This window comes from uncultured Modestobacter sp. (genome assembly GCF_947486615.1).
In the GTDB taxonomy this organism is placed as follows: domain Bacteria; phylum Actinomycetota; class Actinomycetes; order Mycobacteriales; family Geodermatophilaceae; genus Modestobacter.
On the sequence record NZ_CANKUD010000001.1, the window covers coordinates 53181 to 65278 of the forward strand.

A 12098-nucleotide genomic window follows, 5' to 3' on the forward strand; every position below is an offset into this window, starting at 1 on the left:
GGTGAGCGGGCGGATCAGAGCGCCGTGGGCGTGAAGCGCGCAGGCAGGTGCTTGATGCCGTGGATGAAGTTGGACCGCAGGTACTCGGGCTCCGCCGCCGCCTCGATGTCGGGCAGGGCGGTGAGGATCTCCTGGAACGCGACGCCGATCTCCAGGCGGGCGAGGTGGGCGCCGAGGCAGAAGTGGGGGCCGGGCGCGCCGAAGGCAATGTGCGGGTTGGGGCTGCGCCGTACGTCGAAGGCGTCTCCGTCGGCGAACACGGACTCGTCCCGGTTGGCCGAGCCGTACCAGAGCACGACCTTGTCGCCCTCGCGGAACTCCTTGTCCCCGAGACGCACGCCGTCCTGGGTGACGGTGCGTCGCATGTGCACCACGGGGGAGGCCCAGCGGACGATCTCCTCGACCGCCGTGGGGGTCACGCCGGCCAGGTCATCGGCCCAGATCCGCCGCTGGTCGGGGTTCTGGGTCAACGCGACCAGGCCATGGGAGATGGCGTTGCGGGTGGTCTCGTTGCCGGCCCCCACGAGCAGGATGAAGAAGGAGGCCAGCTCCTCGGTGGTGAGGTTCTCCTCGGTCGAGGCGGCCACCAGCCTGCTGATCAGGTCGTCCTGGGGGTTCTTGATCCGTGCGTCCGCCAGCTCCCGGAGCAGCTCGGCCATCTCGTTGGCCGCCGACATCAGCGCGGTGGCCACCCCGCGGGGCGACTGGTCGGCCACGTACTCGGGGTCGCTGGCGCCGAGCACGGCGTTGGTCTTGTCGAAGATGAATTGCTCGGCGCTGCGGGGGATGCCCATCAGGTCGTCGACGACCCGCAGCGGGAGCAGCGCGGCGACCTCGGTGACGAAGTCGCACTCCCCGCGCCCGGCGACCTCGGTGAGGATCTCCCGGGTGGTGGCCGCCACCTGACCGCGCATCGCCTCCATGTTCTTCGCGGTGAACCCGCGGGCGACGATCTTCCGCAGCCGGGCGTGCTCGGGGTTGTCCATGGAGATGAACGAGCCGAAGAACTCCCGCAGGTGCGGCGGCTGGTCGAAGATGTTGACGCCCTCGCCGCTGCAGAACTCGTCAGGCCGCTTGCTCACCTCCACCACGTCGGCGTACCGGGTGACGGCGTGGAAGCCCCGGCCGCGGGGGGTGCCCTCCAGGTCCTGCTCGGGGAAGAACGGTAGGTCCTCGGCGGCGCGGAACCGGGCGAACGCCGCGTTGCGTTCCGGCGCGGGACGGGTCCACCAGTCCAGGTCGTCGAGCTGGACGTCGGGGGCGGGTGCGCTGTCGGTGCTGATGACGCTGGTCATGGTGTATCTCCCGGTGGGGGAGCGCTCAGGCCTGGAGCGCGGGATAGGTGAGGACTCCACGGAGGTTGCGTCCGGCCCGCATGTCCGCGTAGCCGTCGTTGACCCCCTCGAGGGGATAGGTGCGGGAGACCATCGAGTCCAGGTCCACCTGCCCACGGCCCCACAGCTCCAGGAGCTTGGGGATGTCGGCCCGGGCGTTCGCCGAGCCGTAGAGTGTGCCGACGATCTGCTTCTCGCTGAGCGTCAGGTCCATCAGGCTGACGTCGATGGACGTCTCCGCGGCCCGGTGGATGTTGGTGACCACGACGCGCCCCCGCTTGGCCGTCATCCGCAGCGCCGACTTGATCAGATGGCCTTCGCCGACGCCCATGGCGCAGATGAAGCGGTCGGCGCCGCGGCTCCAGGTGGCCTCGGCGACGACCTCCGGCGCCTCCTCCCAGGAGGAGGCCACGTGGGTGGCGCCGAACTCGAGCGCCTTGTCCTTCTTCGAGTCGTTCGGGTCGATGGCGACGATCACCTTGGCGCCGGCGAGCCGGGCACCCTGGATCGCGGCCGCGCCGATCCCGCCCACCCCGGCGACGACGACGGCGTCGCCCGGGCGGATGTCGGCGGCGTAGACGGCCGATCCCCAGCCGGTGATGAAACCGCAGCCGAGCAGGCACGCCTTGTCCAGCGGGAACTGCGGCTCGATCTTCACGCAGCTGGCCTCGTGCACCACCGTGTGGTGGGCGAAGGAGCCGATCAGGCAGGCGGTGGCGAGGTCTTGGCCGCGCGCGTGGTGGCGGGCGGTGCCGTCGGAGATCTGCCGGCCGGTGTAGAGCCGGGCGCCCAGGTCGCACAGGCTCTGGTGCCCGGTCGAGCAGGACGGGCAGCGACCGCACGAGGGCATGAAGCTGAAGACGACGTGGTCACCGGGGGCCAGCCAGGAGACCCCAGGGCCGACCTGCTTGACCACGCCGGCGCCCTCGTGGCCGCCGATGCACGGCAGCCGGAAGGGCATGTCGCCGGTGACGATGTGCTCGTCGGAGTGGCACATCCCGGAGGCGTGCAGCTCGACGAGGACCTCCTGGTCCTTGGGCTCGTCGAGCTCGACGTCCTCTATGGACCACGGGGTGTTGCGCTCCCAGAGCACGGCTGCCTTGGTCTGCACAGGGGTCCTTCCTTCCTGCTGGTGGCCGGGCCGGAAGGGCCCGGGGGAGCGGCGCCCCGGGTGGCGGCGCCGCCGGATGGTCAGGCGGCCGTGGTCGAGCGCGGCCGGGGCATGATCACCGACTGGAGCTCGGTGTAGGCGCTGAAGGCCTCGGGGCCGCCCTCGCGCCCGATCCCGGAGTGCTTGAAGCCGCCGAAGGGGCTGCCGAGGTCGAGCGGGGCGGCGGAGTTGACCGAGATCGACCCGGTGCGCACCCGGCCGGCGACGGCCACCCCGCGCTCGGGGTCGCCGGTCCAGACACTGCCGGCCAGCCCGTACTCGGAGTCGTTGGCGATCGCCACCGCGTCGGCCTCGTCGTCGTAGGGGATCACCACGGCGACCGGGCCGAAGACCTCCTCGCGGGCGATCCGCATGCCGTTGTCCACGCCGGCGAAGACGGTTGGCTGGACGTACCAGCCCCGCGGCTGGTCCGCCGGACGGCCGCCGCCGGTCACCGGGCGCGCGCCCTCGCCGACCGCGGCCGCCAGGTGCCCGAGCACGCTCTCCCGCGCCCGCCGGGACACCAGCGGACCGATCTCGGTCGCCGGGTCCGCAGGGTCGCCGACGGACAACTCGCCGACCCGGGCGGCCAGCGCGTCGACCACATCGGCGTAGCGGTCGCGGGGGGCTAGGATCCGGGTCTGGGAGACACAGATCTGCCCGTTGTTGGCCATCGAGCCGGTGACCAGGCCGTCCAGCAGCCGGCGATCGAGCTCGACGTCGTCGAGCAGGATCGCCGCGGACTTGCCGCCGAGCTCGAGGGTGCAGCGGCGCACATCGGCCCCGCACAGGGCGCCGATGCGCCGGCCGACCGCGGTCGACCCGGTGAAACTCACCTTGTCCACGCCGGGGTGGCGCACCAGGTGCTCACTGGCCTCGGCACCGGCCGGGACGATGTTCACCACGCCGTCGGGCAGCCCGGCCTCCAACACGGCCTCGGCCAGCAGGTAGGCGTCCAGCGGCGCCTCGGGGGAGGGCTTGAGGACGACGGTGCAGCCCGCGGCCAACGCCGGGGCCAGCTTCAGGGCCGCCACGAACAGCGGTGCGTTCCACGGGACGATGGCCGCCACGACCCCCACCGGGAGCTGCCGGACGCGCACCGTGGTGCCGAAGGCGCCGCGCCGGTCGCTCTCCCACGGGTGGGTCTCAGCCAGCCGGGTGTACGTGTCCAGCACCGCGGTCGCGACGCCGACCTGCCCGATCGTCGCCCACGCGCGGGGGCTGCCCACCTGGGTGCTGATGAGGTCGGCGAACTCCTCGCTGCGGCGCTTCACCGCAACGGACAACCGGCCCAGGGCGGCGGCCCGCTCGGCCGGGGCGAGCCACGGCCACTCGCCGCGGTCGAAGGCCAGCCGAGCAGCGGCGACGGCGGCGTCGATGTCGGCGGGGGAGCCGTCGGGCACCCGTCCGATCAGCTCTTCGGTGGTGGGGGAGACCACGTCGATGACTGCTCCGATGGCGGGCTCCCGCCAGGAGCCGCCGATGAAGAGGTCACCGTGGATGCGCAACGGGTGCCTTCCTGAGAGTTGTCCGGGTGCCGTCGTCCGCACCCCGCGTCCGGATTCTGACTGGTGTGTCACCAGAGTGCAACGATCGGCTCAGGCAGGTCCGGCCGGTCCGGCGGACGACGGCTCGCTGAAGTGCGCGACCGTCGTCCCGAGGTACTCCGGCGTGCTCCCGTGCAGCACCAGCTCGTCGGCGCCGGCGTCGAGGTAGTCGTGCAACCGCGCGGCGCACCCGGCGGCCGAGCCAACCGCCGCAGCGCTGGTAAGCCACGATGCCGGCAGGGTCAGACTGACCTCGCGCAGCTGGTCGCGGGTGAAAACGCTGTCGGCTGCGCCGCGCAGCCCAACCATCAGCGGATGCGAGCGCAGGGCCCCCAGCGCGTCGACGTCCCAGTCGTTGGCGGTGACCAGGTTCTCGCCGAAGCCGGGAATCTGGAAGTAGGTGACGGCGCGCGCGCCGACGACCTCCAGCTCCTCCCGGGCGGTCAGCTCCGGCGCGGTGACCACGGTCGCGTAGACCCGCACCGTGGCCGGGTCCCGGCCGGCCTCCTCGGCCGCGCGCCGCACGACCGCAGCCTGGCGGGAGACGGCCTCGGGGGTGAGGAAGGGGTGCAGCAGCACCCCGTCGAAGTGGGCGCCGGCCAGTGCCAGGCTCTTGGGCCCGATCGCGGCGAACACCAGCGGGGGCGGCGGTGCGTCGGGCAGGTCGCTGAGCCGCATCGCCGGGAACTCGCCGGCCGGGCCGGAGTAGGACACCTTCTCGCCTCGGCACAGCCGGCGCAGGATGTCGGCGGAGTCGACGAGCATCTGGTTGGTCGCCTGCGGCAGGCCGACGGCCTTCCACATCGCCGCCACCGAACGGCCGAAGCCGAGCACCATCCGGCCGCCGGTGAGGGCCTGGGCGGTCATGGCCATGGAGGCCAGGACCGCCGGGTGGCGAACCTGGAAGTGGGTGATGCCGGAGGCGATCTTCAGCGTGTCGGTGGCCTGGCCCAGGGCGCCGGCCAAGACGGCGATGTCCTTGGTGCCCCACCGCTCGCTGAGCCAGACGGTGCCCAGCCCGATCTGCTCGGCGACCCGGGCCTGGCCGATCGCCGGGCGCGGGTCGGGGACCCGGCCGGGCAGCACGTAGGCGCCAAGAGAGGTGCGGACATCGCGCGCAGCTGTGAGGGTCACCACCGCATTCTGACAGTAGTGTCGGGTCACGTCACGGGTGGTCCGCATCGGAGGGGCCACCGCGTCCCCTGAGCCGGAGGTCCGCATGCCGGAGTCCCCCCACCGCGACCTGGCGGCCACCAGTGCCGCGCTCGGTCCACTGCTCGCCGCCCAGCTGGGCGTCGACGACGTCGAGGTGTCCGCGCTGGTGCTGCCGAAGGCCGGGTACTCGAACGAGACGATCATGTTCACCGCGGCCTGGCAGGGTCCCGACGGGCACCGCGTGCAGGACCTGGTGCTGCGCATCGAGCCGACCGGCCACCAGCTGTTCGTCCAGCCCGACGCCCTCGCGCAGGCCGCGGTGATGCGCGGCCTGGCCGGGCACCCGGGCGTCCCGGTGCCCCGGATCTGGCTGACCTCCGCCGACCGGAGTCTGTTCGGCGCTCCCTTCTACGTGATGGAGCGCCGGCCCGGGCGGGTGCCCGCCGACGTCCCGAGCTACCACCGCGCGGGCTGGTTCGTGGACCTGCCGCCGGAGGAGCGGGCCCGGGCGCACGACGCGGGGCTGGCCGCACTCGCCGCGCTACACCGGGTCGACCCCGCCCACGGACTCGGATTCCTCGTCGCCGGCAGCGACACTGTTAGCCCGGGGACTGCGCTGGACCGGCACCTGGCCCAGTTGGTGCGCTGGAACGAGTGGTGCGGCTCCAGCCGCCGGTTCGGGCCGGACGTCCTCGACGCCGCGATGGAACACCTGCTGGGCAACCGACCCGACGACCCCGCCGCCGGGGTCGTCTGGGGGGACGCCCGGGTGGGCAACATGATCTTCGCCGACGACCTGTCGGTCAGCGCGATGCTGGACTGGGAGGCGGCCACGGTGGGGCCGCCGGGGATCGACCTCGGCTGGTGGCTGATGTTCGAGGATTACCTGTGCGAGGCGCAGGGGCTGCAGCGGCTGCCCGGTGTGCCCGACCGGGCGGCGACGATCGCCCGGTACCAGGAGCTCGGCGGTGCCGAGATCGCCCACGTGGACTGGTACGAGCTGCTGGCCTGCGTGGTGATGGCCCTCATCGGCAGCCGGCTGGCGGACCTGCTGGTCAGCTCGGGACAGGCGCCCGAGGAGGTCGCCCGGAAGTACCCGGAGCGCTCGGTGCGGATGGCTGCCCGACTGCTCGCGGGGCCGGGTCGATGAGCTGGCACGGGCACCCGGAGCGGCCGCCGGGGGCTGCTAGGGTCCGTTTCTGACACGCCGTCACTCGCTTCTCGAGGCCGCGTGCCACCCGGAGTGCTACTGCAAGGGAGCAGTCATGACGTCGCCGCCTGCCTTCCGGCTGCTGCCGGAGGTGACCCCCGAGACCCAGGCGTTCTGGACCGGGGGTGAGTCCGGCGAGCTGCGCATCCACCGATGCCGCTCGTGCCGCCGCTGGTTCCACCCGCCCATGCCGGCGTGCTTCCACTGCCGCAGTCGGGAGGTCGGCCCGGAGGTCGCCTCCGGCCGGGCGACCGTGGCCGCCTACACCGTCAACCAGCATCCCTGGTTCGACGGGTTCCCACCCCCGTACGTGGTGGCGATCGTCGAGCTCGACGACGAACCCGGCGTGCGGCTGACCACCAACATCGTCGACTGCGCCGTCGAGGACGTCGAGGCGGGCCTGCCCGTCGAGGTCGTCTTCGAGCACCGGGACGACGTCTGGCTGCCGCTCTTCCGGCCGGTGACGGCATGACCTTCGTCGAGGACCGTGCAGTCATCAGCGGTGTCGGTCAGTCGGCGATCGGGCGCAAGCTCGGCCGGACCGGCTGGGACCTGGGGGTCGAGGCGGCGCTCAACGCCATCGCCGACGCCGGGCTGAGCCCCGACGACATCGACGGCGTGGCCAGCTACCCCGGCCCGGTGGGCGCCGAGGGCGGGTTCGTCGGTGCGACCACGCACGACATCCGCAATGCGCTGGGACTGAAGTCCAGCTGGTACACCAGCGGGGTCGAGACCGCCGGGCAGATCGGCACCCTGCTGGACGCCTGCGCGATGGTCGCCAGCGGGCGGGCCACGCACGTGCTCGCGTTCCGCTCGGTCTGGGAGTCGACGGCGCAGGCCGCCATGGGCCGGGCGAAGGCCATCACCGGGCACATGACGCGGGCCAGCGGGCACACCGCCTGGCGGGTGCCCTTCGGAGCAGCGTCGGCGGCCAACTGGATCGGCATGTACGCCCAGCGCTACATGCACGAGCACGGGCTCACCCGCGAGCAGATGGGCAACGTCTCCCTCAACGCCCGGCGCAACGCGGCGCTGAACCCCAACGCCATCTTCACCGCGCCGATCACGATCGAGGACTACCTGGCGGCCCGGATGATCTCCTGGCCCTTCGGGCTGCTCGACTGCGACGTCCCCGCCGACGGCGCGACCGCGATCATCATCTCCCGGCGGGAGGCAACCGCGGGGTTGCGCCGTCCGCCGTTGACGATCGAGTCCGCGGGCAGCGCCATGTACGAGCGGCACTCCTGGGACCAGCGCCACGACCTGACCACGATGGCCGCGCACGACGTGGCGCACGCGATGTGGGCCGGTACGTCGCTGACCGCCGTGGACGTCGACTTCGCGACGCTCTACGACGGGTTCAGCTACCTCACCCTGCAGTGGATCGACGCATTCGGCTTCGCCGAGCACGGCAAGGCAGGGGTCTTCATGGAGGACCTCGACCGGTTCTCCAAGGACGGTGACTTCCCGATCAACACCCACGGCGGCCAGCTCTCCGGTGGGCGGCTGCACGGCTACGGCTTCGTGCACGAGGCGTGCGTCCAACTGTGGGGCGACGCCGGCGACCGCCAGATCACCAAGGACGTCGAGGTGGCCGCGGTCGGAGTGGGTGGCGGCCCCGAGGCCGGCTGCATGCTGCTGCGACGGGAGGGCTGAGCGGTGACCGATTCCGAGGCCGGTCCGTCCTACGAGGTGCTCATCGAACGGGGCAAGATCCGCGAGTTCGCGCAGGCGATGCAGTCCGAGTCGCCCGCTTACGAGGGCGGGGCCGCCATCGTGCCGCCGACCTTCCTGACGACGGCCGCCCGCTGGGCACCGCCCCGCGCCCGGGCGGACACCGGGTTCGAGCGCGCCCGGCTGCTGCACGGCGAGCAGGAGTTCGTCTTCCACGGTCCTCCACCCCGCGCCGGCCAGCGACTGTGGGCCAGCGAGCGGATCGTCGACCGGTCGGAGAAGAGCGGCCGGCGGGGTGGGTTGATGCGGCTCGCCGTCGTCGTCACCGAGTTCCGGGACGACGAGGGCACGCTCGTCGCCGAGGCCCGGTCGACCCTGATCGAGCGGGCGAAGGCGGCGGAGAAGCCGACGGAGGAGTCCTCGTGAGCGGGACGGGAGCCGGCGTGGAGGTCGGCGCCACCGGCCCGGAGCGGACGTTCGGGCCGTTGACCACGCAGATGTTCGTGCGCTATTCGGGCGCCTCGGGCGATCTCAACCCGATGCACTACGACCACGCCTTCGCCACCAAGGCGGGCTATCCGTCGGTGTTCTCCCAGGGCATGCACCAGGCAGCGCTGCTGGCCACCTTCGCCACCGACTGGCTGGGAGCGGAGAACGTCCGGCGGTTCCACGTCCGCTTCCGCGACCAGGTGTGGCCCGGCGACGTCCTGACGTGCTCGGGTGTGGTGACCGGGCTGCGGGACGGGGAGGACGGCCGGCTGGCCACGGTGGAGCTGACCTGCACCCGTCAGGACGGCTCGGTGGCCATCAGTGGATCGGCCGACTTCCTGGTCGCCTGAGACTGGGCGAGAGGCACGGCGCAGCGGAGCCGGCGGGGGTGCGTCCCTGCCGGCTCCGCTGCCTTCCGATACCCGGGGGGAGTGACCAGTCGGGGTCATTTCTGACGCCCCATCCCCGTAGCAGCCTGCAGTGCGGTTCCGGTCAACTACGCTGGCGGACATGTCAGCGGAGGGGGTCCTGCGTCGCAGCAGTTACGGGCCGACCAGCCCCATGGTGGGCCAGCGGGGCGCCCGGACGCGCGAGCGGATCGTCAGCGAGGCGTTGACCCTGTTCGCTGCGCAGGGCTTCCACGGCACCTCGGTGCACGACATCTCGGCCGCTGCGGAGATCTCCCGTGCGACGTTCTACCAGTACTTCGAGAGCAAGGAGGAGATCTTCGTCCAGCTGCTCGACGAGTGCGGAGGAGCCCTCGTCGACGTCGTCCGGCAGCTGGGGCCGCTGGGGCCGACCGCCGAGGGGTTCGGCAACCTGTACAGCTGGCTGCTGGCCTGGGGCCAGATCTACGACAAGTACTCGACGATGTTCGTCCAGTGGGCCAATGTCGACTCCTCTGGCACGGCGATCCGCCCGCTGGTGACCGGGTTCGTCGAGTCCTTCGATGCCCGCGTCGCCCGACGGCTCAAGCAGACCGACCTGGAGGGCCTGTCGGCGCCCGACGCGGCGGTGGTGCTCACCAGCGTGGTCAACCGCTTCAACTACCTGCGCCACGTCACCAGTTCACCGACCACCGACCTGGAGGGACCGTCTCATCACCTGGCGGTGATCCTGCAGACTGTGCTGTTCCCGTCCACACCGGTCGAGGTCACCCGGCGCGCCCTGGGCGGACAGCCTGACTGGTCCCGGCCGCGCGCGCCTTCGGCGGCCGCCGGCGCGGCGCCCGTGCCGGGTGACGTCCCCGACCGGTTCACGCCCCTCACCGCCCGCGGCGCGACCACGGTCCGCGAGCTGATGGACGCTGGTGGCCGGGTGTTCGCCGAGCGCGGCTACCAGCGGGCGAACGTCGACGACATCGTCGGTGTCGCGGGCTTCGCCCGGGGGACCTTCTACAAGTACTTCGACGAGAAGCTGGATCTGCTCGTGGCGCTGTCCGACCAGTGCCGTGGCGAGGCCGTGCAGATCGCGCACACCTTCGAGGACGTCGAGCCCGGTGACGGCGAGGCGCTGCGGGCGTGGCTCACCGAGTACGTCGACTTCCACAGCCGATATGTCGGGGTCATCCGGGTCTGGCTCGAGCGCACGCCGAACCATCCTGCGCTGGACCGCGACCGGGTCCTGGTCCTGGAGGCCATGCGCCGTGCGCTCTACGCGCACCTTGAGCGGGTGCCCCGCTCGCAGCCGCTGGACCTACGGGTAGCGGAGGTGTTCCAGGTCGCGCTGCTCGAGCGGCTCCCGGAGACCTACCGGCCGCGCGCCAAGCGGGGGCGCACGCCGCAGATGGTCGAGCTGATGGCACAGGTGCTCGAGCGCGGGCTGTTCACCCCGCGCTGAGCATGCGGGCTGAGCGGGCGCAGGGCCCGCCCGGTGCCGGTCAGCCGGACGCGGCAACCGGTTGACCGGTGATCATCGCGCGCAGCTCCCGGGTGACCAGCTCCAGCTCCGCCGGGCGGCACGTCGCGGCAACGTAGCGGTCGGGACGCAGTACGACGACCTCGTCGCCGGGACGCTCCAGCAGGTGGTCGCGGAAGGCGCCGTCGACGTCGTAGACGACCAGCGACGCCCCGGACAGCGCGACGGCCCGGTCGTCCGCCGGTGACCGCAGGCCGGTGCGGGACGGGCTGACCCGGACGAACCGGGCACCCAGTTCGGTCCAGTACTTCTGGCTCTCGGCGGAGAGGGCGGCGAGCGGGTCGCCGGTCAGGCCGAGGATCGCGAACGAGCCGCCCACCGCGTCGTCGAGCTTGACCCGGGCGCGGTCGGCGGTCTCCACCGACGGCTGCGGGAACGCCCGGCCGACCAGCGACGCGGCGTCCTTCTGCGCCGGGTGCAGCACGATGCCCTCGGTGTACCTCGGCGCCGGCTTGTACTTCATCTGCAGGATGTACTCCCGGGCACCCGGAACGTGCTGGACGCCGCGGAAGACGACGTCGCGCACCATCTCGGTCGCCCGGTTGCGGGGCTGGTACATGTTCCCCACCCGGGTGGCGAAGGAGACCATCGCCTCGGCGGTGCCGCGGCGCTCGGCGTCGTAGCTGGCCAGCAGCCGGGGGTCGGCCTGGCCTGCGGTCACCGCCGCCAGCTTCCAGCCCAGGTTCGTCGCATCCCGGATGCCGGAGTTCATGCCCTGCCCGAAGAACGGCGGCTGCAGGTGGGCGGCGTCCCCGGCCAGGAAGACCGAGCCGGACTGGAAGGTGCTGGCGATCCGGGAGTGGTGCCAGTAGACGCGGCGCCGGAGGATCGTGGGCAGCGGCAGGCCGCGGTAGTACTCGGCCAGCAGGCCGTTGACCACGTCGTCGGCCACGACCGCGTCCTCGTCCTCCGCGGGCAGCAGCTTGAACTCGAATCGGCGCCGCCCGTAGGGCAGCGGGATGGTCATGGCCGGCCGGTCGGGGTCGCAGTAGACCGCCGAGAACGGGGCGTCCCAGGTGTCGTTCTCCACGTCGACGACCAGCCAGCGGGTGGGTGCGGTCGTACCGGTGAGCTCGATGCCGACCGCGCCCCGGACGAAGCTGCGGCCACCGTCGGCGCCCACGACGTAGCGGGCGCGCACCCGCGTCGCCTCCCCGGCCGCGCCGGTCGCGGTCAGCTCGACGCCCTCGGGGTCCTGCTGCAGGCCGGTCACCGTGGTGCCGGTGAGCAGCTGGACGTGGTCGTAGCGCTCCAGCCCGCGCCGGAGCACCGCCTCCATCAGGGGCTGGTAGAAGAGGTTGCGGCGCGGCCAGCCGTAGGGCTGGCCGCTGGGCCGGACGTGCGCGAGCCGTCGTCCGCTGGAGCTGTAGTAGCGGATCGGCGCGTTCTGGATGACGTCGGGCATCAGCTCGCCGGTCAGCCCGGACGTCTGGAACGTGCGCAGCGACTCGTCGTCGACGGCCACGGCGCGTGGGTGCGGGTAGATGTCCTCCTCCTGGTCGAGGAGGACGGTGCGCACCCCGTTGCCGCCGAGGAGGTTGGCCAGGGTCGTGCCGCAGGGGCCCGCCCCCACGATCGCGACATCGGTCGTCAGGTCCACGGGTGCACTGTGTCCGTTCAGG

General features: G+C 72.2%; 11 protein-coding genes. 6 read left to right on the forward strand and 5 right to left on the reverse strand.

The genetic code is table 11. From position 1 onward, the window contains the following. Nucleotides 1-14: 14 nt before the first annotated feature. From Q1A09_RS00255 to Q1A09_RS00270, 4 genes are all read right to left on the reverse strand, one after another. Nucleotides 15-1295 (reverse strand): cytochrome P450, encoded by a 1281-nt coding sequence (locus Q1A09_RS00255; RefSeq protein WP_299950543.1) that lies wholly within the window; start codon nt 1293-1295, stop codon nt 15-17. A gap of 25 nt (nt 1296-1320) precedes the next feature. Beyond that, on the reverse strand, nt 1321-2445 hold the full coding sequence (locus tag Q1A09_RS00260) for an NDMA-dependent alcohol dehydrogenase (protein ID WP_299950546.1): 1125 nt from the start codon (nt 2443-2445) through the stop codon (nt 1321-1323). 80 nt (nt 2446-2525) lie between these two features. Next, nucleotides 2526-3992, reverse strand: a complete 1467-nt coding sequence (locus tag Q1A09_RS00265) for an aldehyde dehydrogenase (RefSeq protein WP_299950548.1) — start codon at nt 3990-3992, stop codon at nt 2526-2528. Between the two features lie 90 nt (nt 3993-4082). Further along, nucleotides 4083-5165 (reverse strand): TIGR03857 family LLM class F420-dependent oxidoreductase, encoded by a 1083-nt coding sequence (locus tag Q1A09_RS00270; protein WP_299950550.1) that lies wholly within the window; start codon nt 5163-5165, stop codon nt 4083-4085. Nucleotides 5166-5250: 85 nt separating this feature from the next. On the opposite strand from Q1A09_RS00270, the gene Q1A09_RS00275 reads away from it, so the two are divergent. From Q1A09_RS00275 to Q1A09_RS00300, 6 genes are all read left to right on the forward strand, one after another. Continuing rightward, nucleotides 5251-6336 carry a phosphotransferase family protein gene (locus tag Q1A09_RS00275; protein WP_299950553.1) on the forward strand — a complete coding sequence of 362 codons (1086 nt, stop codon included), beginning with the start codon at nt 5251-5253 and terminating at the stop codon, nt 6334-6336. A gap of 115 nt (nt 6337-6451) precedes the next feature. After that, nucleotides 6452-6868 (forward strand): Zn-ribbon domain-containing OB-fold protein, encoded by a 417-nt coding sequence (locus Q1A09_RS00280; RefSeq protein WP_299950555.1) that lies wholly within the window; start codon nt 6452-6454, stop codon nt 6866-6868. After that, nucleotides 6865-8052 (forward strand): thiolase family protein, encoded by a 1188-nt coding sequence (locus tag Q1A09_RS00285; protein WP_299950559.1) that lies wholly within the window; start codon nt 6865-6867, stop codon nt 8050-8052. The genes Q1A09_RS00280 and Q1A09_RS00285 overlap by 4 nt, the downstream gene beginning before the upstream one ends. Before the next feature lie 3 nt (nt 8053-8055). Beyond that, the gene (locus Q1A09_RS00290) at nt 8056-8496 is read left to right on the forward strand and encodes a MaoC family dehydratase N-terminal domain-containing protein (RefSeq protein WP_299950562.1); all 441 of its coding nucleotides are present in this window, start codon (nt 8056-8058) and stop codon (nt 8494-8496) included. Next, nucleotides 8493-8909: a MaoC/PaaZ C-terminal domain-containing protein gene (locus Q1A09_RS00295; protein WP_299950565.1), complete on the forward strand. Its 417-nt coding sequence runs from the start codon at nt 8493-8495 to the stop codon at nt 8907-8909. Before Q1A09_RS00290 ends, Q1A09_RS00295 begins: the two co-directional genes overlap by 4 nt. A 160-nt stretch (nt 8910-9069) precedes the next feature. Beyond that, a complete protein-coding gene (locus Q1A09_RS00300; protein WP_299950568.1) occupies nt 9070-10398 on the forward strand; it encodes a TetR/AcrR family transcriptional regulator in 1329 nt (442 codons plus the stop codon). A 40-nt stretch (nt 10399-10438) separates the two neighbouring features. Here Q1A09_RS00300 and Q1A09_RS00305 read toward each other — a convergent pair whose 3' ends face one another. Further along, the gene (locus Q1A09_RS00305) at nt 10439-12076 is read right to left on the reverse strand and encodes a bifunctional 3-(3-hydroxy-phenyl)propionate/3-hydroxycinnamic acid hydroxylase (RefSeq protein ID WP_299950570.1); all 1638 of its coding nucleotides are present in this window, start codon (nt 12074-12076) and stop codon (nt 10439-10441) included. Nucleotides 12077-12098: the final 22 nt, after the last annotated feature.